This window comes from Williamsia herbipolensis, assembly GCF_000964005.1.
Lineage (GTDB): Bacteria > Actinomycetota > Actinomycetes > Mycobacteriales > Mycobacteriaceae > Williamsia_A > Williamsia_A herbipolensis.
Window position 1 is genome coordinate 1 of the sequence record NZ_JXYP01000026.1, and the last position, 25,663, is coordinate 25,663.

25 protein-coding genes are annotated in these 25,663 nt (G+C 67.4%); 5 read left to right on the forward strand and 20 right to left on the reverse strand.

Annotated features, from left to right (window positions below; all coding sequences use genetic code 11):
• Positions 1–576 precede the first annotated feature (576 nt).
• From TU34_RS14605 to mtrA, 4 genes are all read right to left on the reverse strand, one after another.
• Positions 577–1,287 carry a ComF family protein gene (locus tag TU34_RS14605; protein ID WP_045823646.1) on the reverse strand — a complete coding sequence of 237 codons (711 nt, stop codon included), beginning with the start codon at positions 1,285–1,287 and terminating at the stop codon, positions 577–579.
• A 506-nt stretch (positions 1,288–1,793) separates the two neighbouring features.
• A complete protein-coding gene (gene lpqB / locus TU34_RS14615) occupies positions 1,794–3,557 on the reverse strand; it encodes an MtrAB system accessory lipoprotein LpqB (protein WP_045823647.1) in 1,764 nt (587 codons plus the stop codon).
• A complete protein-coding gene (mtrB, locus tag TU34_RS14620; RefSeq protein WP_045823648.1) occupies positions 3,550–5,172 on the reverse strand; it encodes an MtrAB system histidine kinase MtrB in 1,623 nt (540 codons plus the stop codon). The genes lpqB and mtrB overlap by 8 nt, the downstream gene beginning before the upstream one ends.
• A 29-nt stretch (positions 5,173–5,201) precedes the next feature.
• Complete coding sequence (gene mtrA / locus TU34_RS14625; protein ID WP_203225470.1) at positions 5,202–5,888, reverse strand: MtrAB system response regulator MtrA; 687 nt, start codon at positions 5,886–5,888, stop codon at positions 5,202–5,204.
• A 142-nt stretch (positions 5,889–6,030) separates the two neighbouring features.
• On the opposite strand from mtrA, the gene TU34_RS14630 reads away from it, so the two are divergent.
• On the forward strand, positions 6,031–6,666 hold the full coding sequence (locus TU34_RS14630; RefSeq protein WP_045823649.1) for a dTMP kinase: 636 nt from the start codon (positions 6,031–6,033) through the stop codon (positions 6,664–6,666).
• An 82-nt stretch (positions 6,667–6,748) separates the two neighbouring features.
• On the opposite strand, the gene TU34_RS23590 is transcribed toward TU34_RS14630, so the two are convergent.
• From TU34_RS23590 to TU34_RS14645, 5 genes are all read right to left on the reverse strand, one after another.
• Positions 6,749–8,962 carry a hypothetical protein gene (locus tag TU34_RS23590; RefSeq protein ID WP_150116545.1) on the reverse strand — a complete coding sequence of 738 codons (2,214 nt, stop codon included), beginning with the start codon at positions 8,960–8,962 and terminating at the stop codon, positions 6,749–6,751.
• 70 nt (positions 8,963–9,032) lie between these two features.
• Positions 9,033–9,662, reverse strand: a complete 630-nt coding sequence (locus tag TU34_RS23595; RefSeq protein WP_150116546.1) for a hypothetical protein — start codon at positions 9,660–9,662, stop codon at positions 9,033–9,035.
• A gap of 40 nt (positions 9,663–9,702) precedes the next feature.
• Positions 9,703–11,172, reverse strand: a complete 1,470-nt coding sequence (gene ahcY / locus TU34_RS14635) for an adenosylhomocysteinase (RefSeq protein ID WP_045823650.1) — start codon at positions 11,170–11,172, stop codon at positions 9,703–9,705.
• Positions 11,173–11,377: 205 nt separating this feature from the next.
• Positions 11,378–12,859 (reverse strand): APC family permease, encoded by a 1,482-nt coding sequence (locus TU34_RS14640; RefSeq protein WP_082080314.1) that lies wholly within the window; start codon positions 12,857–12,859, stop codon positions 11,378–11,380.
• A 168-nt stretch (positions 12,860–13,027) separates the two neighbouring features.
• Positions 13,028–13,942 (reverse strand): cation diffusion facilitator family transporter, encoded by a 915-nt coding sequence (locus tag TU34_RS14645; protein ID WP_045823651.1) that lies wholly within the window; start codon positions 13,940–13,942, stop codon positions 13,028–13,030.
• A 235-nt stretch (positions 13,943–14,177) separates the two neighbouring features.
• Between TU34_RS14645 and TU34_RS24340 the strand changes: the two genes are divergently transcribed.
• On the forward strand, positions 14,178–16,307 hold the full coding sequence (locus tag TU34_RS24340; RefSeq protein ID WP_238981328.1) for a MinD/ParA family ATP-binding protein: 2,130 nt from the start codon (positions 14,178–14,180) through the stop codon (positions 16,305–16,307).
• Positions 16,308–16,323: 16 nt separating this feature from the next.
• Here the strand turns inward: TU34_RS24340 and TU34_RS14655 are convergent, their stop codons facing one another.
• Entirely contained in the window at positions 16,324–17,004 is a 681-nt protein-coding gene (locus tag TU34_RS14655) for a DedA family protein (RefSeq protein WP_045823689.1), read from the reverse strand.
• A gap of 233 nt (positions 17,005–17,237) precedes the next feature.
• On the opposite strand from TU34_RS14655, the gene TU34_RS14660 reads away from it, so the two are divergent.
• Both TU34_RS14660 and TU34_RS14665 read left to right on the forward strand, forming a co-directional pair.
• On the forward strand, positions 17,238–18,302 hold the full coding sequence (locus TU34_RS14660; RefSeq protein ID WP_045823652.1) for an alpha/beta fold hydrolase: 1,065 nt from the start codon (positions 17,238–17,240) through the stop codon (positions 18,300–18,302).
• A complete protein-coding gene (locus TU34_RS14665; protein ID WP_082080310.1) occupies positions 18,299–18,727 on the forward strand; it encodes an NINE protein in 429 nt (142 codons plus the stop codon). Before TU34_RS14660 ends, TU34_RS14665 begins: the two co-directional genes overlap by 4 nt.
• A 5-nt stretch (positions 18,728–18,732) precedes the next feature.
• On the opposite strand, the gene truA is transcribed toward TU34_RS14665, so the two are convergent.
• The 10 genes from truA to TU34_RS14715 form a co-directional block, all read right to left on the reverse strand.
• Positions 18,733–19,635, reverse strand: a complete 903-nt coding sequence (truA, locus tag TU34_RS14670) for a tRNA pseudouridine(38-40) synthase TruA (protein WP_045823691.1) — start codon at positions 19,633–19,635, stop codon at positions 18,733–18,735.
• 45 nt (positions 19,636–19,680) lie between these two features.
• Positions 19,681–20,298, reverse strand: a complete 618-nt coding sequence (gene rplQ / locus TU34_RS14675; protein ID WP_045823653.1) for a 50S ribosomal protein L17 — start codon at positions 20,296–20,298, stop codon at positions 19,681–19,683.
• A 56-nt stretch (positions 20,299–20,354) separates the two neighbouring features.
• On the reverse strand, positions 20,355–21,410 hold the full coding sequence (locus TU34_RS14680) for a DNA-directed RNA polymerase subunit alpha (RefSeq protein WP_045823654.1): 1,056 nt from the start codon (positions 21,408–21,410) through the stop codon (positions 20,355–20,357).
• A gap of 123 nt (positions 21,411–21,533) precedes the next feature.
• On the reverse strand, positions 21,534–22,139 hold the full coding sequence (gene rpsD / locus TU34_RS14685; protein ID WP_045823655.1) for a 30S ribosomal protein S4: 606 nt from the start codon (positions 22,137–22,139) through the stop codon (positions 21,534–21,536).
• A 23-nt stretch (positions 22,140–22,162) separates the two neighbouring features.
• On the reverse strand, positions 22,163–22,573 hold the full coding sequence (rpsK, locus tag TU34_RS14690; protein ID WP_045823656.1) for a 30S ribosomal protein S11: 411 nt from the start codon (positions 22,571–22,573) through the stop codon (positions 22,163–22,165).
• Positions 22,573–22,941, reverse strand: coding sequence for a 30S ribosomal protein S13 (rpsM, locus tag TU34_RS14695; RefSeq protein ID WP_045823657.1), 369 nt, complete (start codon positions 22,939–22,941; stop codon positions 22,573–22,575). Before rpsM ends, rpsK begins: the two co-directional genes overlap by 1 nt.
• 200 nt (positions 22,942–23,141) lie before the next feature.
• Entirely contained in the window at positions 23,142–23,255 is a 114-nt protein-coding gene (gene rpmJ / locus TU34_RS14700; RefSeq protein ID WP_013127970.1) for a 50S ribosomal protein L36, read from the reverse strand.
• Positions 23,256–23,345: 90 nt separating this feature from the next.
• Entirely contained in the window at positions 23,346–23,567 is a 222-nt protein-coding gene (infA, locus tag TU34_RS14705; protein WP_007616247.1) for a translation initiation factor IF-1, read from the reverse strand.
• Positions 23,568–23,782: 215 nt separating this feature from the next.
• Positions 23,783–24,616, reverse strand: a complete 834-nt coding sequence (locus TU34_RS14710) for an LLM class F420-dependent oxidoreductase (RefSeq protein WP_045823658.1) — start codon at positions 24,614–24,616, stop codon at positions 23,783–23,785.
• Positions 24,617–24,667: 51 nt separating this feature from the next.
• Positions 24,668–25,108, reverse strand: coding sequence for a hypothetical protein (locus TU34_RS14715; RefSeq protein WP_150116547.1), 441 nt, complete (start codon positions 25,106–25,108; stop codon positions 24,668–24,670).
• A 116-nt stretch (positions 25,109–25,224) separates the two neighbouring features.
• Between TU34_RS14715 and dtd the strand changes: the two genes are divergently transcribed.
• A complete protein-coding gene (gene dtd, locus TU34_RS14720; protein WP_045823660.1) occupies positions 25,225–25,662 on the forward strand; it encodes a D-aminoacyl-tRNA deacylase in 438 nt (145 codons plus the stop codon).
• The last annotated feature ends 1 nt before the right edge of the window (position 25,663 follow it).

Consider the following 25,663-nt stretch of genomic DNA (forward strand, 5'->3'; position numbering starts at 1 on the left):
GCTCACGGGGGGTCGGTACGGGACGCTGGGCGGGGTTGCTCGCCCGGGGCGCCGCATCAATACCTGCGCGGGGGGTCGTATTCAACACGGTCGACACTCGGTTACCTCCTGGTCTGGGGTGTTCCGCGGGCGTCGCGACTCGGGCGAACGAGATGTCGCCCGAAAGGGATCGCGGTCGGCCACGGTCGGGGTCGGTGCCGCTGCTCGGCGGGGCCGGTGTCCGACCTCCGTGGTCGCGCAGACGTCTCACGAACGGGCGTGAGATCGATTGCATCGCAACGACACTTCTGGGGGGAGCGGCCTCACCTCCACAGGTCGGGCGATGGTGTTCGATCACCGCCGACGTGCACCACGCCGTCGGGCGCGGGCTGGTCGTGATCACCGGCCGGCACGATGCGTGACGTCGACGAGTGTGATTCCTCAACGTAGTCGCTGCGCCATGGTGTCGCCATGATTTGCGGGTCAACATTTCATCGAGTTTTCATGTCGTTTCGTTGACCTCACCGCGTGTCGTGCGGTGTGTCGCGCCGGACATGTCGCGTTCGGGCGCAGTCACCGATCGGCTCGGGACCCGGCTCAGGCGCCGGCGATCACGAGCACCGCATGGACCCCGACGCCGGCCGCGGCGAGCACCCGCAGCGATTCGGTCGCGGTGGCGCCGGTGGTGAGGACGTCGTCGAGCAGGACGACGGCGGTGTCGGGTGCCCGCAGCCGGGCGAGCGAGGCCCGACGCGCGGTGAGGGAGATCGCGTGGGCGAGGTTGTCGACGCGGTCGCGCGCGGACAGCCCGGCCGAGTCCTGCGCCCACATCGACGTGCGGAGTGCACCGACGACCGCGACCCGCGGGCCGAGGAGGTCGGCCGCGGCCCGCGCGATGGCGGTCACCGGATCGCCGCCGCGGCGACGTGCCGCCCACCAGCGCGTCGGTGCCGGCACCAGGATGAGCGAACCGGTCGTGCGCGGCAGTTCCGACCACACCGCCAGCCGGACGAGATCGCGCGCCACGGCCGCGCCGAGGATCGGCACCAGGTCACCCCGGCCGTGTTCCTTGAGCGCCAGGACAGCGCCTCGACACGGTCCGACGTAGCGGCCGACGGCCCAGGTGCTCACCGGCGGCGGTACGCGCGGGGTCAGTGCGACCGGATCGTCGCGCAGGGTCGCCTCGCACCGGTCGCACCATCGCGTGCCCGGGCGCGAGCAGCCACCGCAGTGCAGCGGCACCGCGAGATCGGCGGCGGCGTGGGCGACCGCGCGGCCACCGTCGAGCCAGGTGGACCATCGCGACATGGTTCGATCCTCGTCGCGCCGATCCGGCGGCCCTCTGCCGTCGGCCGCCGGCGCCGGGGGTTGTGCACAGATACACCCGGGACGACGTCAGGTCACACGATCCAGCGGGCCGCGGCCTCGTAGGTCGTCGCGGGGCCGCTGTTGAAGGCGATCGCCGCGGAAGGGGCGTGGCGCCGAACGAGATCCACCACGAGTTCGAGCACTCGACGTGGTCGTCGGAGTGTCGCAGTCCCCCGCCGATGGTGACGCACTCGAACGGGTGGGCCCGGAGCGCCTCGGTCACCACCGCCTCGATGTCGTCGCTGCCGTCGAGACCGAACAGGCACGTCGTCACCGCGACCCCGTGCTCGGCGAACGCGGCCAGACCGGCCTCGATCCCCTGCGCGACCGGCTCGGGATCCCACGATCCGCCGACCCGGTACGGGTCGAACCCGATCACCAGGACGCGGGGCGCGGGGCTGCTCACACGCGGACGGTACAGCGCGCGACGACGCCGACGAGAGCGATCACTGGGGCAGGACCGGGATGGCCTGCGACCCCATCGTCGGGGCGACCTCGTTCCAGTACTGGTCGGGTTGACCGTCGGTGCTGCCGAGTCGCAGGACGCCGCGGCTGTCGGCGGCGTAGAGCGTCGAACGATCCCCCACCACCGCCGTGACCGGCGGGGTCAAATTGCCGCTGAGCAGACCGACCGCAGGCGTCCCGTCGACGCTCACCTGCACGATCGGCGAGTCGGTGGTGCCTCGTGCCACGACCACGGTGTCACCCGACACCCAGTCGAGGGAGACGGCCTGGCCCCCGATGTTGAACGCGGCGTCGCGCGCACCGGTCAGCGCCTGCGTGTCGGCGCCGGTGGTCGAGATGACGGCGAGAATCGGTGTGCCGCCCACGATCACGGCGGCGCGAGCACCGTCGCGCGACACCTGGACCTCGGTGATGTCGCCGCGCGCCACGAGCGACAGTGCGCCGGTGTCGACGAGCCGCGGCGCCTGCAGGGCACCGGTGGCGTCACGCGACCACCGCTGCAGGCGGCCGTCGACGACGGCCCACACCGTGTCGTCGTCGGGACCGAACGACGGCCGCGAGATCGTGCGTCCCGACGCCACCGTCACCGGTGTCCCCCCGAGATCGCCGAGTTGCAGCTGCATCGCCGGCCCGCCCGCGGCGCCGCGGGTGACGGCCGCGACACGCTTGCCGTCCGACGACACCGACGCCGAGAGAACGGCGCCGGAGGTACCGAGCGGTCCCTCGACGGGGGTGAGACCGGTGCCCGTCACGCGATCGAGCGAGCCTGACCGGATGACCATGAGGCCCACCGAGGACTGCGCGGTGCCCGAGGGATCGAGCGACGCGACGTCGCCGGTGGTCCAGCCCGACGAGTACCGCTCGTTGAGCGGCGCGCCGTCGGCGTCGATGACGTAGGGACCGGGGACGTCGGCGCGATCGAGGGTCCAGACGACCTGCGCGGCGAGCAGGGTGCGGTCGCGGTCGGACAGCGAGCTCACCCCGGTCAGCTGCAACCGTTTGCCGCCGGATCCGAGGGTCTCGATCGATCCGCGCAGTGCCGCCGCGGATCCGAAGGCGGAGTCGACCGCGCGGGACAGCTCGTCGGAGGGGCCGGAGATCAGCATGTCGACCAGCTGGTCGCTGACGTCGTTGCCGGTGGAGTACAGCCACCGCGGATCGGCGACGAGCCGGTCACCCGACACCGACGGGAAGTAGACGTTGCGGGCGCGGTAGCTCGACACGAACTGGGTGCGGTCGACCATCGCCCCGGCGGGAAGCTGTCCGTCGATTCGCCACTGCCCGTCGACCAGTCGCATGGTCAGACGCGACTCCACCTTGCCGGTGGCGGGGATGAGATGACCGTTGGGCTGCAGGACGCCGGTGTTGTCGGCGATCAGTCGCGCGGTGAAGGTGTCGTCGGTGCGGCCGTCGGTCAACACGCTGATGGAGTCGAGGATCAGCGAGCCACCACGGTCGTCCCAGTTGTCCGACGCCGACGCCGTCAGGTACTGCCGGGCCGCCAGGTGACCCGAACCGGGGTTCGCCGAGGCCTTGAGGAAGTCGCGGACCAGGGCCTCGGGGCTCATCCCGGGTACCGGGCTCGGCACCGACACCGCCGGTGCCCGGCTGGGCAGCGTGCCGATCGGCTGCGGGCTCGAACTGGTCGGGATCGACACGCATCCGGCGCTCACGGTCACCGCGACGCAGATCGCGGCCAGCGCGGCGATCGGCGTGCGACGCCGACGTCGTGGGGCATCACTCACGGCCGGTGGCCTTCCGTGCACCGAGGGGCTTGAGCGGCAACGGACTTCCCAGCACCTTGTGCCCGCGCACCAACGGCAGCGTCAGCCGGAAGCTGGCGCCGGCGCCCGGTTCGCCCCACGCCTCCAGTCGACCGTTGTGCAGGCGCGCGTCCTCGATGCTGATGGCCAGGCCCAGCCCGGTGCCGCCGGATCGACGGAAACGCGAGGGGTCAGAGCGCCAGAACCGGTTGAAGACGAGCTTCTCCTCACCGGGCCGCAGACCGATGCCGCGGTCGCGGACGGTGATCGCCACCGCGTCGCCGTCGCTGCGCATCGTGAGCGTCACGGGCTTCTGTTCACCGTGGTCGATGGCGTTGGCCAGCAGGTTGCGCAGGATGCGTTCCACACGGCGCGGATCGATCTCGGCCATCACCGGTTCGGTGGGCAGATCGAGGACCAACGGGGTGTCGGTGTCGGCGGCGAGGTGTCGCACGGTGGCGAGCGCACCGTCGATGGGGATGCTCATGGGGATCTTCTCGGCGGCCAGTTCGGCGACGCCGGCGTCGTGGCGGGAGATCTCGAGGAGTTCACCGAGCAGCGTCTCGAAGCGGTCGAGCTCGCTGTTCATCAGCTCCACCGACCGCTTGTTCACCGGGTCGAGGTCGTCGCGCGACTCGTAGAGGACGTCGGCGGCCATCCGCACGGTGGTGAGCGGGGTGCGCAGTTCGTGGCTGACGTCGGAGGTGAACTGCCGTTGCAGTCCGCCGAACTCCTCGAGGCTGCTGATCTGTTTGGACAGGCTCTCGGCCATGTCGTTGAACGACATCGCCAGCCGGGCCATGTCGTCCTCGCCTCGCACCGGCATGCGCTCTTTGAGTCGACCGTCGGCGAACCGCACCGCGATCCGCGACGCCGACCGGACCGGGATCACCACCTGCCGCGACACCAGCATGGCGATGGCCGCCAGCAACACGATCAGCACCAGACCGCCGGTGAACAGGGTGCCGCGGACCAGCGAGACGGTGCTCTCCTCGTTGGTCAGGGGGAACACCAGGTACAGCTCGAGCCCGGCCACGCCGGTTGCCGTCGGTGTACCGATGATGAGCGCGGGTGACCGTTTGCCGCCGTTCTCGGCGACCGAGGAGTACCGATAGGCGATGCGGCCGCCGCGGACCATGGCGCGCAGGTTGTCGGGGATCTCGTCGGCCGGGCCGACCGACGCCGAGTCCTGGGGACCGGCGGGCACCAGCAGGACGGTGTCGAAGGTGCCGACCACTCCCGACGCCGGGGTGGTGCCGACGTCGCGGTCGGTGAGGATCGACCGGGTCTGCTGCAGACGGTTGGTGATCGAGGCGTTGGTGTCGCCGCCGGCGAGGTCGCGTTCGACCGAGGTGCGGGCCCGGTCGATCTCCTCGGTGGCCGCCCGCAGTTTCTGTTCGAGCAGCCGGTCGGTGATCTGGCTGGTCAGCACGAAACCCAGGATCAGCAGCACCACGAGCGAGAGCACCATGGTCGACACGACCACCCGCAGCTGCAGCGATCGACGCCAGAGACGTCCGGTGACCCGGCCGGCCGCCGACCACCGGCGCAGGAAACGCGGGAAGGTCGGGTTGATGCGGCGACGGCCGCGCCCCATGCGGGCCGGTCGGGAGGGGTGTGTACGGATCACGGCGGGCCGGCCTTGTAGCCGACCCCCCTCACCGTGAGCACGACCTCGGGATTCTCCGGGTCGAGCTCGACCTTGGCGCGCAGGCGCTGGACGTGGACGTTGACCAACCGGGTGTCGGCGGGATGCCGGTAGCCCCAGACCTGCTCGAGGAGCACGTCGCGGGTGAACACCTGGCGGGGTTTGCGGGCGAGCGCGACCAGCAGGTCGAACTCCAACGGCGTCAACGAGATCGGGTTGCCGTCACGGGTCACCTTGTGCGCGGGGACGTCGATCTCGATCGGGCCGATGGACAGCAGTTCGGCGGGCTCGTCGTCGGTGCGGCGCAGCCGGGCGCGCACGCGGGCGACGAGTTCCTTCGGCTTGAACGGCTTCACCATGTAGTCGTCGGCGCCGGATTCGAGGCCGAGGACGACATCCACGGTGTCGCTCTTCGCGGTGAGCATCACGATGGGGACGCCGGAATCGGCACGCAGGACGCGGCACACATCGATGCCGTTCATCCCGGGCAACATCAGGTCGAGCAGCACCAGATCGGGCCGGATCTCGCGGACCGCGGCCAGCGCCTGGGTGCCGTCACCGACGACGAACGGTTCGAAGCCCTCACCGCGCAGCACGATCGTGAGCATCTCGGCGAGCGCCGCGTCGTCGTCGACGACGAGAATCCTGGGCTTCATGACACCCATGGTGACATTGCGACCGGTGAACCGGCGGGTGGCGCGCCGACGCCCACCGGTCCTCTGACCGGCACATCGCCACACGTCGCCGACGGCGCGCCCGTGTGCAGATGAGCGCAATTGCCGTGTGCGGCTGGCTAGCATCGGCGGTGTGGGAGTTCTCATCGCGGTGGAAGGGCTCGACGGCGCCGGCAAGCGCACGCTTGTCGACGGGTTGACCCAACGGTGGACCGCGACGGGTCACCGCGTGGCGACGATGGCGTTCCCCCGCTACGGGGAGTCGGTCCACGCCGACATCGCCGCGGAGGCGTTGCACGGCGAGCACGGCGACCTCCGGTCGAGCCCCTACGCGATGGCGATGCTGTTCGCCCTGGACCGACGCGGCGCCGCCGGGCTGATCCGGGAACGTCTCGCCGGGTGCGACGTCCTGCTCCTCGACCGTTATGTCGCCTCGAACGCCGCCTACACCGCCGCGCGGTGCGAGCAGGACGCCGACGGGGAGGCCGTCGCCTGGGTGGCCGAGGTCGAGTACCACCGGTTCGGTCTGCCCGTCCCCGACCACCATCTGCTCATCGACGTCACCGCCGAGGTCGCAATGGGTCGCGCACGCTCACGCGCCGACCTGGACTCGTCGCGCGCCCGCGACGCCTACGAACGCGACGGCTCACTGCAGAACCGCGTCGACGAGCTGTATCGCGCTCTGGCACAGCGTGACTGGATGTCGCCGTGGACGGTGGTCGACAACGCAGGCGCGCTCGCCATCGCCGACGACCTCCTCACCGAGTAGACGTCGCCCCCTGCTCGGTGCCCCGCACGAGGAACGGGTAGCGCTCGGACACCGACGCCGAGAACAACGCCTTCGCTGTACGCTATAAAGCCCGTGCGACCAAGCGTCGAACAACAATTGACGAGTCGCTTGCTCCGGCTTGCAGGAGTAGCTCCGAGTAGGCGTTTTCGTGTCCGCGCTTACGCGCTTGCAGTGCCGCGTCCGTGGCTGTGAGGCGTACGCGGATATGAGCCGCCGCATATTGGTCTGCCAAGCGCGCCCACGCCAGCTCGACAAGGCTCTTCTGCGTTATTTGACTTGTGAGACGTGCCGCTAGAGCAACCACACGCGAATCAGGGTCAAAAACTGCGCCTAAAAGGAGATTATCAAGAACTGCGTCGGAATCCTCATGCAGATCGACTCGCTTAGTCTCGAATTGGTTCAGAGCAATTATCCGCACCTGCACGTCAGGATCTCGAACCGCGAAGGCGAGTTGGTCGATTTGCGATCGACGGTCTTGGGAGACTCGTAGGCGAAGACCGGCCAAGGCAGCGTTCATTGCACGCAGATCGTCTCGACCCGTCCAACTTCTATCGACAATCGACAAATCGCTTCGGTCGCGAATGAGTTCCGTTGGGGGGGTACGGATTCCTGTGACGCCCTCATCTAACAACCAGACTAGTGCCTGACATGCATCAATCACGTCAGTTGCCGACGAGTAAGCAGAGGCTAAAGTAGCTTCGACGGCCTCCAGCCCGCGCGGCGTCACTCGACCCAGCGCCATGGCAGCCTGCGCGATCTGCTTCGAGCTGCTGGAGCCGAAAGAGGACCATCTACCTTCTTGATTTGCTTGAACCTCGTCGACATGTCGCGAAATAACTTCCTCTTCTAGATCCTCGATCAAAGCGACGTTCGCGAGGTCCGGAAAGTTCAGGGCGACTACCGCACTTGCCTCTCGCGGCTGCGCCGCAACGATAAATTTTTTGAGATCATCGTCGTCGTCACGTGACGACGCCCGAATCGCAGCAAGGCACAAAAATGCGTCCGTCAACGAGGCGTCGGGGTCAGATTCAGCCGAGCGAATCGCATCCATCAGCGCGTCAACCAACACGTCAGACGCTGGTCTCCCGACATCTTCAACATCCGCTGGTACGAGTCGTCGGCAGACCGCACCTCTCACTTCTGGGCTAAGGCTGACGAATCTTTCCACCCACAATTGCGGACTGTACGAGATTAAGCGAGCGAAAGTTTGCAAGCTTTCTTGATCGGGATGTAATTGAGTTGCGGTTTCGTCGTCGCCGCTACTTATCCAACGCAATTCAAGGTGACTGGAGTCGATCCAATCTTTCGCCAGGTCGAACGGCAGCACGTCCCACAATTGCGAGCAAACTTTCTGCCACGTAGTCCGAGAAACTCTCCGACCATTCAACAAGTCGGATTGGATGAATTCTCGCGCCGTATCCTCATCAAAAATGGCTTCGTTTGAACTTAGAAGCCGCTCAATGTCGCGCCCTCCGCCAGCGATCCAATTTACGATCGCCGCCTTGGTTTCAGACTGGCTACGCGAGTCGAGTAATCCGACACTCGCCATAGTCAGCATCACTCGCTTGTAAACCCAGTAAGCGCCGGCCCAGTCCGCCTGAAGCTGGGCAGCGAGAAGTTCCCGCGGCAACGCTGACTGTCCGCTGCCGAATGTTCTCGTGAAAGGACTACGAAACTTCTCGCGGGCTGAGTCCAATACAAACTTGGTGGACACGGAACCGACGACATCAAGAATGTCGTCGTAACGAACGCTCGGCGATGTCAGGCGTTTGAAGTAGATATACTCATTTTGCCCAAAATCTCCACCTACTCCTCCGATCGCCTTCTTCAAGTCGCCGGTAGCCCGCCTGAAGGCGAGAACGTAGAATTCGCTCGCGGCGTCGATTCCGGAGCTTTCGAGAATTCGAAATGCAATCAACATCAAAAGGCGTGCGATCGTGTCCCGGTCGAGAGACCGCTCTTCCAGCACCAGACGCTTGTAGCAGTCGCGTGCCCGAGCCTCTGTCGGTTCCAGCCACAATTCGGTCTGTAGGAGCAGCGCGCGGACGAAACCGCTCTTACCGCCGTCGGCATTTTGGCGCGAACGAAAGTATTCGGCAGCCTCTCCGCGTCCCTCCATCAATGCGGTCCGCAGCGTTTCTCCAACGAGAAATAGCGCCGAACCATCATCGGTCAGTGGTTCGACTTCGCGAAAGCCCGCCCATTCCGGTCGTTGAGACTCCAGATGCGCGGGGTGTAGCTTCAGCACTGCTGAAAAATGCTTTGCTCCCGGCATCCCCGACTTGTCGAGATACCGTAAGTCTCCCCTAATCGCGGCGCGAAGAACTTTCTGATCCGAACTGAGACTAGCGGGACTCACTGTAGGCGCCCCTCTCTTCACTGGAATCCTGGCTGGCCAAATCAATCAACACGCGGGATAGAACCCCAACTATTGCACCAATGGCGTCTAGACTCGTGTGCGCCTTTTCCCAACGAATATCGTTCGACCGTTCGTCCATTTTTTGGTGAAGCCACTTGACATCACGGCGCCTAGACTTTGGCGGCGGTGGAGAAATCCAAATCACTGCGACCTGCGCTTTATCGCCGTCGAGGGCTTCTTCCAGTTCCTCTCGAGTTCCATCGCGCAGATCGCCATGCAACAACACTAGGACTAAGTGCGAATTGGCCGCATCATACCGAAACTCACGATTCCCATCTCCACCTGTTCGACGTGGCGCTGCAGCCTCCCATCGACGGATCTGTAAACGAAAGCGCTTGCCAGCGTCGACTGCCTGATCAGTCATCCTTTTTGCGAGACTGTCGACCAGATCGCGATAAGGCTGCATGTCACTGCCGGACGATATGAAAATTTGAGCTTCGGCGGTTTCGAGTGGCGCGCTTATGAGATAGCCGGAGGTTCGGGGTGGGTTTAAAACCGACAGCCCAGGCGATGAAGACTGCACTTCATCTGCCTGGGCTGCGATTTGATTCGCCATGAAGAGGTTCTACCCTAAACGGCTGAAGAAAGCGCGGAACTCAGTACCGGTAGTGGTCCGGCTTGTACGGGCCCTCGACGTCGACGTTGATGTACTCGGCCTGCTCCTTGGTGAGCTTGGTGAGCGTGCCACCGAGTGCTTCGACGTGGATCTTGGCGACCTTCTCGTCGAGGTGCTTGGGCAGGCGGTAGACCTCGTTGTCGTACTCGTCGTTCTTGGTCCAGACCTCGATCTGCGCGATGACCTGGTTCGAGAAGCTGTTGCTCATCACGAACGACGGGTGACCGGTGGCGTTGCCGAGGTTGAGCAGACGACCCTCCGAGAGCACGATGATCGACTTGCCGTTGTCGAAGATCCACTGATCGACCTGCGGCTTCACCACGACGCGCTTGGCGCCGGAGCTCTCGAGGCCGGCCATGTCGATCTCGTTGTCGAAGTGGCCGATGTTGCCCAGGATCGCCTTGTCCTTCATCTGGCGCATGTGATCGAGGGTGATGATGCCCAGGTTGCCGGTGGAGGTGATCACGATGTCGGCCTTGCCGATGGCGTCCTCGACGGTGACGACGTCGTAGCCGTCCATGAGCGCCTGCAGCGCGTTGATCGGGTCGATCTCGGTGACCTGGACGCGGGCGCCCTGGCCGGCGAGCGACTCGGCGCAGCCCTTGCCCACGTCGCCGTAGCCGGCGATCAGGACCTTCTTGCCGCCGATGAGGACGTCGGTGGCGCGGTTGATGCCGTCGATCAGCGAGTGGCGGGTGCCGTACTTGTTGTCGAACTTGCTCTTGGTGACCGAGTCATTGACGTTGATGGCCGGGAACGCGAGCTCGCCGGCGGCGGCGAACTGGTACAGGCGCAGCACGCCGGTGGTGGTCTCCTCGGTGACACCCTTGACCGACTCCGCGATGGTCGACCACTTGGTCTTGTCGGTCTCGAAGCGCTCACGCAGCTGGTTGAGGAAGATCGTGTACTCGGCGGAGTCGTTGTCCTCGACCGGCGGGACGACGCCGGCCTTCTCGAACTGCGCGCCGCGCAGCACCATCATGGTGGCGTCGCCACCGTCGTCGAGGATCATGTTGCAGGGCTCGCTCGGCCAGGTGAGCATCTGCTCGGCGCACCACCAGTACTCCTCCAGGCTCTCGCCCTTCCACGCGAACACCGGGATGCCCTTGGGCTCCTCGGGGGTGCCGTGCGGGCCGACGACGATGGCCGCGGCGGCGTGGTCCTGGGTGGAGAAGATGTTGCACGACGCCCAGCGCACCTCGGCACCGAGCGAGGTCAGCGTCTCGATCAGCACCGCGGTCTGCGTGGTCATGTGCAGCGACCCGGAGATGCGGGCACCCTTGAGCGGCTGCACATCGGCGTATTCACGACGCAGCTCCATCAGGCCGGGCATCTCGGCCTCGGCGAGGTCGATCTCCAGCCGGCCGTACGCGGCGAGCGACAGGTCCGCGACCTTGAAGTCGATCCCGCCGAGATTGTCCGCACTGAGGCTTGTCTGCACCGATGTCATCTATCACTCCTGGTTGGCGATCGGACCGGTCGGGCCCGAGTGTCACGTATGAGGCTAACGAACTCGCCGCTCAAGCGCGAAAAACGGCCGGTGAACGACCGGTTTCGCCGGTGATGATGACCGCGGACGGCCGACGGCCCTGTGAATCCCCACAACCGCGGGCCGCTGTCCGCGCGACCGCCCGGCCGAGCCGAGCCCGGACCGATCAGCCGGGAGGCGACTTCGACAGCGCCTGCGAGTCGACCGACGCCACCTCTCCCCGCTCGCGCCGGCCGACCATCGAATGCCGTCGGCTGTAGAGGAAGTAGAACGCGACACCGATCACCATCCAGATGACGAAACGGATCCAGGTGAGCGCCGAGAGGTTCAGCATCAGCCACACACACGACACGATCGCGAGGATCGGGATGACCGGCATCCACGGCACGGTGAAGCCGCGCGACAGGTCCGGTCGTGTGCGTCGCAGCACGAGGACGCCCGCGGCGACGACGACGAACGCGAACAGCGTGCCGACGTTGACCATCTCCTCGAGCTTGTTGATCGGGAAGAACGCCGCGACGACCGCGACCACGCCACCGACGATGAGCTGGATGCGCGCCGGCGTACCGAACTTGCTGGTCTTCGACAGACCACGCGGCAGCAGACCGTCACGGGCCATCGCGAACAGCACCCGCGACTGGCCGAGCATCAGGACCATGACCACTGTCGTGAGACCCGCCAGGGCACCGATCGAGATCGCCTTCTCGGCCCAGGTGATGCCGTTCAGGCCGAATGCGTAGGCGAGGTTCTTGGCCTCACCGTTGCCGGCCGACGTCGCGAGGTCCTTGTAGCTGACCATGCCGGTGACCACGATCGTCACGAGGACGTAGAGGACGGTCACGATGCCCAGCGAGAACAGGATGCCGCGCGGCACGTCGCGCTTGGGGTCCTTGGTCTCCTCGGCCGTGGTCGCGACCACGTCGAAGCCGATGAAGGCGAAGAACACGATCGACGCCGCGGCGAGCAGTCCGTACCAGCCGTAGTTGGAGTCGCCGCCGCCGGTCATGAGCGAGAACAGCGTCGACTCGACCGAACTCCCGCCGCTCTCGGTCGGCTCGGACTTCGGGATGAACGGGCCGTAGTTCGAGGTCTTGATGTAGAAGAACCCGACGACGATCACCAGCAGGACCACGGTGACCTTGATCGCGGTGATGACCGCGCTGACGCCCGACGACAACTTCGTGCCCAGCACCAACAGCGCGGTGATGGCCACGACGATCAGCAGTGCGCCCCAGTCGACGTCGAGTCCACCGATCTCGGCGGTGCCCCCGGAGAATCCGAACACCGTGCCGAGGTAACTCGACCACCCCTTCGACACCACGGCCGCGCCGACGGCGAACTCGAGGATCAGGTCCCAGCCGAGGATCCAGGCGAGGAACTCACCGAACGTCGCGTAGCCGAAGGTGTAGGCCGATCCGGCGACCGGCACCGTCGAGGCGAACTCCGCGTAGCAGAGCGCGGCGAGACCGCAGGCGATCGCGGCCATGATGAACGAGACGGAGATGGCGGGCCCGGCCTTGTCGCCCGCGGTCGACGCGGTGATGGTGAAGATGCCGGCACCGATGACGACCGAGACACCGAAGACGGTGAGGTCCCACCACGAAAGACTCTTCTTCAGCTGCGAACCGGGTTCGTCGGTGTCGGCCATGGACTGCTCGACCGACTTGGTCCGGGTGAGGGAGTGTCGCAGTGACCGCGACGGCTGGGAGGACTGCGATCGCGTCACGACGATCTCCTGACGATAGTGCGAGCGAGAAGGGTGCGAAACGGACGGGACATGGTGCCGACGACATTGCCATGCCGAGCCCTCGCGGTGTCAGTTTCCGCGGTCGATATCGGGTTCCAGATAGATAACGCGCGCGATCGGCAGCGATGACCGGATGCGCGCCTCGGCGGAGTTGATGGTGTCGGCGATGGTCACCGCGGTCGCCCCGGCGGGGATGCCCAGCTTGGCCGCGACGAGCAACTCGTCGGGGCCGAGGTACTGCGTCTTCATGTGGATGACGCGATCGATGCCGGGTTCGGCCTCCAACGCCGCGAACAGCGCGGTCTCGTCGGCGGCGGTGGCGCCCTCGCCGATGAGCAGGCTGTGCATCTCGACGATGAGGATGACCGCGATGACGCCCAGCAGGATGCCGATGGCGAGGGTCCCGATGCCGTCCCAGACCGGGTCACCGGTCAGCGTCGCGAGTCCGACACCGCCGAGGGCGAACGCGAGGCCGATGAGCGCGCCGGTGTCCTCGAGCAGGACCACCGGTAGCTCGGGATTGCGGGAGTTGCGGATGAACCGCCACCACGACGCCGAGCCCTTCAGCGGCTTCGATTCACCGAAGGCGGTCCGAAAGCTGTAGCCCTCCAGACAGATCGCGACCGCCAGGATGATGACGGCCACGATCGGCGACTCGAGTTCGTGCGGGTGCACGATCTTCTCGTACCCCTCGTAGATCGCGAACAGCGAGCCGAGTGTGAACAGCACCATCGCCACGACGAACGAGTAGAAGTAGCGACTGCGGCCGTATCCGAAGGGGTGCAGCCGATCGGCCTTCTTGGCGGCCTCGCGCTGTCCGAGCAGGAGCAGTCCCTGGTTGGACGTGTCGGCCACGGAGTGCACCGCCTCGGCGAGCATCGACGACGAGCCGGTGACGGCGAAACCCACGAACTTCGCGACCGCGATCCCCGCATTGGCGGCCAGCGCCGCCACGATCGCCTTCTTCGAACCCTCTGCCGACATCGACGTCCCTCCTGCGCACAGCGGACGCGCCCGCCCGTGGTGGCCGCCGCGACATGGGATGACCCTACTGCCGCGCGACGACCTGTCTTCCTACACCGAGGGTGTGCGGTAGTAAACTGGCGGTCGCCTGTACGCGGAGCACGCTTCGCGGTACGGGCAGGGGAGGAACCGTGCGACGCGGTCGTCGAAGCCGACGGCGGCGTCGCCGATGACCGCACGACTTAGGGGATGTCCGTTGAGCTACGACAAGAGTGCTATCTCGTCGACCCCGCCGTGGCTGCAGCAGCCGCCGCGGGATGACGCCGGTACCGATGACCCGGCCGCACGCGCCGCCGGGCGTCACACCGATCACGAACCGAACGACGACGCCGACGCAGCGGCCGCGGTGGGGCGCGGCACCGGTCACCGACCCCCGCCGCCCTCGTGGCTGGCCGGGTCGCCCGACCCCACACCCGCCCAAGATGCGCGCACCGACGGCGACGTCGCCGACGCGACGCGGTGGGTCACCACACCGGCGCCGCAGCCGCAGGTGCCCGGCGGCCACGACCGTCACGACGGGGGGCCCACCGAGGGCACTGCTCCCCCGCAGCCCGATCCGGGAGTCGCGCCGGCTCAGGGCTTCGGCCCCCCACCGGGGGCACCGACCCAGCCGCCGTCGACCCCGCCGCCGTGGGCCGCACCCGACGCCGACCGGGGAACCGCGCAGACGCCACCCGCCCCGTGGGGCCAGACCTTCGCGCCCCCGCAATTCGCGGGACCGCCGCAGCAGTTCGACGGACCCCCGCACCAGGACGGGCCACCACCGTTCCAGGGACCCCCTGCGCAGTTCGGTGGACCGCAGCAGTTCGAGACGCCCCAGCAGTTCGAGGCACCGCAGCAGTTCGAGACGCCCCAGCAGTTCGAGGCACCGCAGCAGTTCGGTGCCCCGGCGCCGTTCGACGGGCCACCACCGTTCCAGGGCGCGCCCCCGCAGTTCGGTGGGCAGCCCCGGTTCGACCCGGCCCCGCCACCTGGTTCGCAGCATTTCGACGGCCCCGCGCCGTACCAGGGCCCACCGCAGCAGGCCGATCACCAGCCCCGGTCCGGGCCGCCACAGCAGTTCGACTCGCCCCGACAGTTCGAGGCACCCCAGCAGGGTCCGGCGCCCGAGCCACCCGCCAACCCGTGGCCCGCACCACCGGTGACGAACGGTGGGCCGCCCCCGATCAGTCCGGCGTCGGATCCCTTCGCCGCGCCGGGAGGCTTCGCACCCTCCGGTCCCCCGCCGGGGTACGCCCCACCCGGTTACGCGCCCAACGGGTACGGCGCGCCGCAGACCGATCATCACCCGAACGGTCACGGCCAGCCCGCTCCGTCCGGATACGGCCAGTCCGGCTTCACCCACACCACTCCCGGCGACGGCCCGTACCCGCCCGCGAACGGCACCGCGTCCCTCGATCAGGTCGCACTGCTGCGCAAGGCGCGGCGCGCGCCGAACAGCGGATGGCGTCGTGCGGTGCACCGGATGTCGGCGGGTGCGATCAACCCGGGTGACTCCCCCGACGATCTCATCCACAACCAGCTCATCGAGCGGGTCAACCGCCCGGTGCGCGGCGATTACCGGATCGCGGTGCTGTCGCTCAAGGGCGGTGTCGGCAAGACGACGACCACCGTAGGTCTCGGTTCGGTGTTCGCGTCGCTGCGCGGCGATCGTGTGATCGCGGTCGACGCCAACCCCGACCTGGGAACCCTGGCGCAGCGCATCCCGCAGCAGACACGGTCGACGGTGCGCGATCTGCTCGCCGACAACTCGATCTACCGCTACAGCGACGTGCGCGCGCACACCTCGCAGGCGCCGAGCCGCCTCGAGGTGCTCGCCTCCGAACGCGACCCCGCGGTCGCCGAGGCGTTCAGCGAGGACGACTACCGCGGCGTGATGAAGGTGTTGCAGCGCTTCTACAACATAATCATCACCGATTGCGGTACGGGACTGAGCCATTCGGCGATGAACGGCGTCCTCGACCTCGCCAACGCGCTGATCCTGGTGAGTTCGCCGGCCATCGACGGTGCGCGCAGCGCCGGGGCCACCCTCGACTGGTTGCAGGCCCACGGCTACGGCCACCTCGTCAGCCGCGCGGTCGTGGTGCTGAGCTCGTCGCGCTCGGGTGCGTCGACGATCGACACCAACCAGCTGAGCCAGCACTTCCTCACCCGCTGCCGGGCGGTGCAGTCGATCCCGTTCGACGACCACCTGGCCGAGGGCGCCGAGGTCGATCTGGACCTGTTGGGCAAGGGCGCCCACCGGGCGTTCGTCGAGTTGGCGGCCACGGTGGCCGACGATTTCTCGGCGACCAACCTGCGACGCGCGGAGCCCTACCTGCGCTAGCGGCTCGACGGAGAGGTCAGCGGCCGGCGTCGACGGTGACGTCGGCCGCTTCGCCGGGCGTCGGCTGCGGCGACGAGGCATCGGCCCGGCGAGCGCGGCGACGCAGCACGGCGCGGCGGACGAGATGAGCCGACAGCGGGATGACCACGGTGCAGGCCGAGGCCAGGATCATCCAGTCGATGTTGTCGGCGATGAACGAGACGTTGCCGAGCAGGTAGCCGAGCACGATGATGCCCGCACCCCAGAACGCGCTCCCGAGCACGCTGAACAAGGTGAACGCCGCCCACCGCATGCCGGTGAACCCGGCCAGCAGGGGGACGAGAGTCCGCACGACGCCGATGAAGCGACCGAAGAACACGGTCAGGGCGCCGTATCGGTCGAAGAAGCGACGGGTGCGGTCGACGGGTTCGGGCCCGATGAACCGCATGACCCGGCCCTGCATCACGCCCTCGCCGAGCCGGCGACCGATGAAGAAGCCGCACTGATCGCCCAGAGCCGCCGCGATCGGCACCACCACGCACGGCAGCCACAGCGGGGCATACGGATCGGGCGCGGCGGCGAGGATGCCGGCGGTGAACAGCAGCGAGTCACCGGGAAAGACGAACCCGATGAGCAACCCGGTCTCAAAGAACACCAGGACGCACAGGCCGATCAGGCCGCCCGTCGCCAGGAAGGAGTCCACGTCGAACGGGTTCACGTCCACCGACGATACGCACGCCCACACGCACTCCCCGGGCCGCGAGAGCGGTTTCACCGCCCGACCATCGGGAGTTCACCGCGTGTCCATCGGAGCCGAAACGACGCATGGGTCGGCGAAGTGACCGAACCTGCGGTTTACTCGAAACACCCCGCCGCACACACCGTGCTCCACGCCCGAACACCACGTGCTCCACACCCGAGAGGTCGTCGATGCAGCCCAGGAACCGAATCGTGACGCGCAAGCGGCGGTCGCCGCTGCGTCCGGTCCCGACGCGGGCGCAGACACAGCGGGTCGAATACCGCACTATCCACGGCTACCGCCGCGCCTACCGCACCGCAGGCAGCGGTCCGGCGGTCCTGCTCATCCACGGCATCGGCGACAACTCCTCGGCCTGGACCGAGGTGATCGACCTGCTCGCGCCGCACTTCACCGTCATCGCACCCGATCTGCTCGGCCACGGTCTCTCGGACAAGCCCCGCGCCGATTACTCGGTCGCCGCCTACGCCAACGGCATGCGCGATCTGATGTCGGTGCTGGGCGTGCGTCGGGTGACGGTGATCGGGCACTCTCTCGGCGGTGGTGTCGCGATGCAGTTCTGCTACCAGTTCCCCGACCTGGTGGAGCGACTCGTCCTGGTCGCCGCGGGCGGCGTGACCCGCGACGTCAGTCCTCTCCTGCGGGTTCTCGCCCTGCCCGGCGTACACCAGGTGATAGCCGGGCTGCGCATGCCCGGACTGTTGCCGGCCGCGCAGGCGGTGGGACGCCTCGCCCTCCTCGGGGCCGTCGTCGCCCGCGTACAGACGCTGCCCGCACCCACCGCGGTGCGGTCACAACTGCACGACGCGACCGAGGTGATGCGGATCGTCAACGGTCTCGTCGACCCGACCGCGCACGCCGCGTTCATGCGGACGCTGCGCGCGGTGGTCGACTGGCGTGGACAGGTCGTCACCATGCTCGACCGGTGCTACCTCACCGAGCGGTTGCCGGTGCTCCTGGTGTGGGGCACCGCCGACACCGTGATCCCCTACGAGCACGCGCTTCTCGCGCACTCGGCGATGCCGCACTCCCTGCTCGAGACCTTCGAGGGCGCAGGCCATTTCCCGTACCACGATGATCCCGATCGATTCGTCTCCGCGGTGGAGGCGTTCATCGCCGGGACCACGCCGATGGTGCACGACTCGAACGAGTGGAGCCGCCTGCTGGCGCAGGGTCCCGTCGACGACGACCTCACCGGCGGCGTCGCGGTCCAGATGGCCGTCCTCGACGCGATGGCCGACGAGCGCAGCGCCACATGAGCGATCGCGACGCCGACAGGGACGAGATCGACTGGGATCCGTGGTGGGACAGCCCGGAGTTCCCGCCACGGGCGCCGCGCGGCTCGAGTGGTTATGCGCTGCCCGGGCTGGCCGGTGTCGACGACCCCTGGGCCCCGTGGGGACGGGATCCGGCGACCGGTACGCCGCTGTCGTCGCGGTCGAAGCGCACCGCGGGACTCCTGCAGCTCACGCTCGGCGGTTTCGGTGCTGGTCGGTTCTACCTGGGGCACATGGTGATCGGGGTCTCGCAGCTGCTCAGCCTGATCCTGGCCTGGTATCTCGCGCTGACCTACCCGCTGGGCGTCTACGCCCTCCTGGGACTGGCCACCTGGACGCTCGTCGACTCCATCACGATGCTCTCCGGCGGCACCCGCGACGCCCACGGTCTGGTGCTACGCCCCTGACCGGGTCACTCTGACCGGACGTCGTCGCCTCGCGCATCGCCGCAGCACCCGACGGCATCGCGGACGTCACGGGTGACCGCGCCGCGCGCCGCCCACTGATCCGGCGGCGGGTAGTCGACCCCGACCAACGTCAGACCGCACGCCGGGGCCACCGGTACCGCGCTCGCACGCGAGGTCTCCTCGAGCAGACCGGCGCACCATTGCACCGAACGCCTGCCCTCTCCGACGGTGGCGACGGCCCCGACGAGCGAACGCACCATCGACCAGCAGAAGGCATCGGCGCTCACCTCGGCCACGGCGATGCCGGCCTCGTCCCGGCTCCACGAGAACCGTTGCAGGTCACGGACAGTGGTGGCGCCGTCGCGGCGTTTGCAGAACGCCGCGAAATCGTGCAGGCCAATCAACGTCGCACTGGCGTCGTTCATCGCCGACACGTCGAGCTGACGCGACCACGTGGCGGTGTCGCGCGCGGCCACCGGCTCGGCGCCCCACGCGGCATCGGTCAGTCGGTACCGGTAGTGCCGGCGCAGGGCCGCGAACCGGGCGTCGAAATCGGTCGACACCACGGTTGCCGCCTTGATACGGACGTCGGCGGGCAACATGCGGGCGGTGCGGCGGACCAGCTGTGCCGGGTCGTTCTGCAGAGATCGGGTGTCGAGCGCGGCCGCCGCGACGTCGCAGTGCGCGACCTGTCCGGTCGCGTGGACGCCGGCGTCGGTGCGGCCGGCCACGGTCAACACGACGGGTTCACGCAGGATCACCGACAGCACCGCCTCGATCTCACCGCACACCGTGCGCTGACCCGGCTGGCGCGCCCACCCCGCGAAATCGGTTCCGTCGTAACCAATGTCGAATCGCAGTCGGAGGCGATCGGCTGCAGCGCCGACGACGAACCCGCCGCTGACCATGTCAACGGCGGGTTCATCGGGATACATCATGTGTGAGCGATCAGCTCACTTGTCGTCGGCAGGCTTCTCGTCCGACTTCTCGTCAGCAGCCTTGCCGTCCTGGATCTCCGCGGCGCTCTCGGCCCACGACTCCTCGGTGGTGCCCTCGGCGACGGCGTCGGCGTTCTCGACCGCCGCGTCGTCGGCGTCGGCCTCGACCTGTGCCACCACGTTGTTGTCGTCGGCGGCAGCGGCCTCGGCAGCCGGGGTCGCGGCCTTCTGCGACGCGGCCACACGGGTCGCGCGGCTGGCCTCACTCGACGCGGTGGCGCCGGTGACGAGCTCGATCACGGCCATAGGGGCGTTGTCGCCCTTGCGCGGCAGTGTCTTGATGATGCGGGTGTAGCCGCCCTCACGCTCGGCGAACGACGGACCGATCTCGGCGAACAGCTTGTGGACGACGTCCTTGTCACGGATGTCCTTGAGCACCTCGCGACGGTGGGCCAGGTTGCCCGCCTTCGCGTGGGTGATCAGCTTCTCCGCGTACGGACGCAGACGCTTGGCCTTCGACTCCGTGGTGGTGATCCGCTCGTGCTCGAAGAGCGACGTGGCCAGGTTGGCCAGCATCGCCTTCTGGTGCGAGGCCGAACCGCCGAGGCGGCGCCCCTTTGTGGGCTTGGGCATTGATATCTCCTGTAGGTCCGGTCTCCGCGCGTCACGCGCAGACCGAGAAAAGTGGGTTAGAGCTGCTCGGTCTCTGCGTAGTCTTCGCCGGAGTCCGCGTCGCCGAAGGCGGCGGGATCCGACCAGGTGCCGGTGGCGGCGTCGTATCCGGCGACCTGCGACGGATCGAAGCTGGCCGGGCTGTCCTTGAGTGCGAGGCCGAGCGCGTGCAGCTTGACCTTCACCTCGTCGATCGACTTCTGACCGAAGTTGCGGATGTCCAGGAGGTCGGACTCGGTGCGGGCGACGAGCTCACCCACGGTGTGCACACCCTCACGCTTGAGGCAGTTGTACGACCGGACGGTCAGCTCCAGATCCTCGATCGGGAGGCTGAACGACGCGATGTGGTCGGCCTCGGCGGGCGACGGGCCGATCTCGATGCCCTCCGCCTCGACGTTGAGCTCACGAGCCAGACCGAACAGCTCCACCAGGGTCTTGCCGGCCGAGGCCAGCGCATCCCGTGCGGTGATGGAGTTCTTGGTCTCCACGTCGAGCACCAGACGGTCGAAGTCGGTGCGCTGCTCGACACGGGTGGCCTCGACCTTGTAGGTCACCTTGAGGACCGGCGAGTAGATCGAGTCGACCGGGATGCGGCCGATCTCGGCGCCGGACGCCTTGTTCTGCACGGCGGGGACGTAACCACGACCACGCTCGACGACGAGCTCGACCTCGAGCTTGCCCTTGTCGTTCAGGGTCGCGATGTGCAGATCGGGGTTGTGCACGGTGACACCGGCCGGGGGCACGATGTCGGCACCGGTGACAGCACCCGGTCCCTGCTTGCGCACGTACATGGTGACCGGCTCGTCCTCTTCGGAGCTCACCACGAGGCCCTTGAGGTTGAGGATGATGTCGGTGACATCCTCCTTGACCCCGGGGACGGTGGTGAACTCGTGGAGCACACCGTCGATGCGGATGCTGGTGACCGCTGCGCCGGGGATCGACGACAGCAGCGTGCGCCGCAGCGAGTTGCCGAGGGTGTAGCCGAAACCGGGCTCGAGGGGCTCGATGACGAACTTCGAGCGATCCTCGGCGACGATCTCCTCGGAGAGTGTGGGTCGCTGTGAGATGAGCATGGGTGTTTCCTCCTGTGTGGACGACCGCTATATGACGCCCTCGCGGATGCCGGGCGGCGGTGTGCCGCCCGGCGGGTCAGGTCGAACCGACCTGTTGCAAACGGTGAGGTCTCCGACCTCGTGTTACTTCGAGTAGTACTCGACGATGAGCTGCTCGGTGAGCGGCACGTCGATCTGCGCACGCGACGGAACCGAGTGCACCAGGATGCGCAGGGTCGACGGGACGACCTGCAGCCAGCCCGGCACCACCCGATCGCCCTGGATCTCGCGGGCGATCTGGAACGGCACGGTCTGCAGCGACTTCGGGCGGACGTCGACGATGTCGTACTGCGACACCCGGTAGCTGGGCACGTCGACCTTCACACCGTTGACGGTGAGGTGGCCGTGGGTGACCATCTGACGCGCCTGACGGCGGGTCCGCGCGAGGCCCGCGCGGTACACGACGTTGTCGAGACGGGTCTCGAGGATGGCGAGCAACTCGTCACCGGTCTTGCCGTTGCGACGGTTGGCCTCTTCGTAGTAGCGACGGAACTGCTTCTCCATCACGCCGTAGGTGAAGCGGGCCTTCTGCTTCTCCTGCAGCTGCATCAGGTATTCGCTCTCCTTGATGCGCGCGCGGCCGTGCTGGCCCGGCGGGTAGGGGCGACGTTCGAATGCCTGGTCTCCGCCGATGAGGTCGACGCGCAGACGGCGCGACTTCTTGGTTGCGGGTCCGGTATAGCGAGCCATTGTTTTTCCTTAACCTTTCCCGCTTAGACGCGGCGCCGCTTGGGCGGGCGGCAGCCGTTGTGGGGGGCGGGGGTGACGTCGGAGATCGTGCCCACCTCGAGGCCGGCGGCCTGAAGCGAACGGATCGCGGTCTCTCGGCCCGAACCCGGGCCCTTCACGAAGACGTCGACCTTCTTGACGCCGTTCTCCTGGGCCTTGCGGGCGGCGTTCTCGGCAGCGAGCTGCGCGGCGAACGGGGTGCTCTTACGCGAACCCTTGAAGCCGACGTGGCCCGAGGACGCCCATGAGATGACGTTTCCGGCCGGGTCGGTGATCGACACGATCGTGTTGTTGAACGTGGACTTGATGTGCGCCTGCCCGAGCGGGACGTTCTTCTTCTCGCGGCGACGCGACGTGCCCTTCTTGGGGCCCGCGGTACGTGACTTGGGGGGCATTACTTCTTCTTCCCGGCGATGGTCTTCTTGGGTCCCTTACGGGTGCGGGCGTTGGTCTTGGTGCGCTGTCCACGGACGGGCAGACCTCGGCGATGCCGGATCCCCTGGTAGCAGCCGATCTCGATCTTGCGACGGATATCGCCCTGCACCTCGCGACGCAGGTCACCCTCGACCTTCACCGAGGCCTCGATGTACTCGCGAAGCTTCGCGACATCGGCGTCGGTCAGGTCCTTGGCGCGCAGGTCCGGGCTGAGCCCGGTGCCGGCCAAGATCTCCTTGGAAGTGGTACGACCCACCCCGTAGATGTAGGTCAGTGCGATCTCCAAGCGCTTCTCGCGCGGGAGATCGACACCAGAAACACGTGCCATCTGGCATTCCTTTTCGTTTCGAAGGTCTGCTCCCAGTCCGTCCCCGCGAGTCGAAATTCGGGGCTCCGGCCTTCGTTCCGGAGGTGGGCGAGGGCGCATATGCCCTTGCTGGTGCTGGAAGTTTCATGGTGGTGCTCGATATTCAGTTGTTCGTACTCAAGCGATCTGTGATGCGACGCGGTGGTCGTATCGAGTGCAGATCAGCCCTGACGCTGCTTGTGGCGCAGGTTGTCGCAGATCACCATGACCCGGCCGTTGCGGCGGATCACCTTGCACTTCTCACAGATCGGCTTGACGCTCGGGTTGACCTTCACGTCGTTGTGCCTCTCGGTGGTGGGGTTCCTCGGGCACGCCGCAGCGAGCCGTCGGGGGTGGTGCCACCCGGGTGGATACCCGGGAAGTCGCTACTTGTAGCGGTAAACGATCCGACCGCGGGCGAGATCGTAGGGCGAGAGCTCCACGACCACGCGGTCCTCGGGCAGGATGCGGATGTAGTGCTGCCGCATCTTGCCGCTGATGTGCGCGAGCACCTTGTGACCGTTCTCCAGCTCGATGCGGAACATCGCATTCGGCAGGGGCTCGACCACGCGGCCTTCGACCTCGATGGCGCCGTCTTTCTTGGCCATGTCCTCCACAATCTCTGCCGCCGCACGAGGCGACGACATCTCGTTTACCGTGTCGGTACGCACGTCGGCCGGTGATGTGAGCGAGACTGCTGATCACCGAGCCGATTCGCCGGAACCGAGTCCACTGTCGACAACCTGTGGACACGGCAGTACCGGCGCGAAGCGCACCAGCGATCTACCTTACGCTCTCTGCGCGCGCCCCTCCAAATCGCAGGTCAGCCCGCGGGCAGCAACTCCAGGACATCGGTGATGTCGTCGGCACCGAGCACCTGGATCGCGACATGGTCGGCGCCGGCCGCGAGATGCGCGTCGACCTTGGCACGCACGGCGTCGGCGTCGCCGTGGGCGACCAGGTCGTCGATGAGGGCGTCGCTCCCGCCGTTGTCGATGTCGGCGTCGGTGTAGCCGAGTCGCTTGAGGTTGGCCACGTAATTGCGCAGGTGCAGGTAGGGGTTCTCCACCGGCGGGCGACCGATCTCGCGGGCGGTGACCGCGTCGGTCTCGAGCACGATCTTCTGTTCGGGTGCGAGGAACGCGGCGTCGCCCATCTGCTCGCGCGCGTACCGCGTGTGGTCGGGGGTCGTCAGGTACGGGTGGGCGCCCAGCGACCGGTCGGCGGCCAGGCGCAGCATCTTCGGTCCCAGCGCGGCGAGCACGCGACGCTCGACGGGCAGTCCGTTCGCGTCGAGGACCTCGAGGTAGTCGACCATCGAGTCGTACGGCGAGGCGTACTCCTGCGTTGCCTCGCGGTGGCCGACACCCACACCCAGGTAGAACCGGCCCGGGAAGTCCTTGTCGAGGTCGGCGAACTCCCTCGCGATGGCCGCGGGGTCGGTGTTCCAGATGTTGGTGATGCCGGTGGCCACCCGGATGCCCGACGTCGCCTCGAGCAGGCGCCGTGCGGGGGTCAGCGACGTCGGCGACCCGCCCAGCCAGATGGTGCCGTAGCCGAGTTGCTCGATGCGCCCGGCCTGATCGCCGGTGACCCCGGAGAAGGGGGCCCAGATGCCATGGGTGCCGAACGCGTGTCTGCCGGTCGCTGTGGTCATGTCATCACTCAACCCCGGGTCGGGTCGTTTGCTTCCGTCGCCGGCGTCGGGTCAACCGACGTGCAGGTGGGCGACGAGCACCTTCGGCGACGTGACCAGTGCGGCGTCGAGTGCGGTGGCCAGATCGGTCGACAACGCGTGGGCGTCGCCGGCCTCGGTCCCGTCGGCGAGGACCACCAGCAGATCGTCGACCGAACTCATCACGTGCACCCAGTCGGCGATGAGGGTCGCGGCCCGCTCGTGGGGTCGCGCGTCGATGATCACCAGGTCGACCAGCGGGTGCGCGGTCTGCCAGCACCGGCGCAGCTCCTGATGATCGGCACCGGCGGGACACACGTGCACCGCACGGACCATCCGACCGAAGCACCGTGCGCGCACGATGGCCTCGTGGCACGGCGCCGCGACGTCGTCGACGGGGACGACCACCACCCCGCGCGCCGACAGCGCGATGTCGGAGGTGCAGGTCGGACGGATGCGCTGCGCGGTGGTCACGGTCTCACCATCACCCCCGGCCCCGGGCGGGCGCCAGGATCTGAACGGGATCCTGACGCGGGGCCGCGCGATCTTGACGCGATCGGAGATGTCGACACGGGCTAGCGTCGGTTCCCATGCGCGCAGTGGTGACACGGGTGACGGCGGCACACGTCGAGGTCGACGATCAGATCGTCGGACGGCTCGACCTCGAGGGCGGCGCCCAGGGACTGGTGGTACTGGTGGGCGTCACCCACGACGACACCGACGACACCGCGAACGCGCTGGCCGACAAGGTCTGGCGGCTGCGCATCCTCGACGGCGAACGGTCGGCGGCCGACCTCGACGCCCCGATACTCGTGATCAGTCAGTTCACCCTGTACGCGAACGTGACGAAGGGGCGTCGACCATCGTGGAACGCCGCGGCCCCGGGCGCGGTGGCCGAGCCCGTCGTCGACCGATTCGCGACCGCTTTGTCCGATCTCGGCGCTACGGTGGCCACCGGCCGGTTCGGTGCCCACATGCGCGTGCACAGCGTCAACGACGGACCGGTGACCATCCAGATCGAGATGTGAG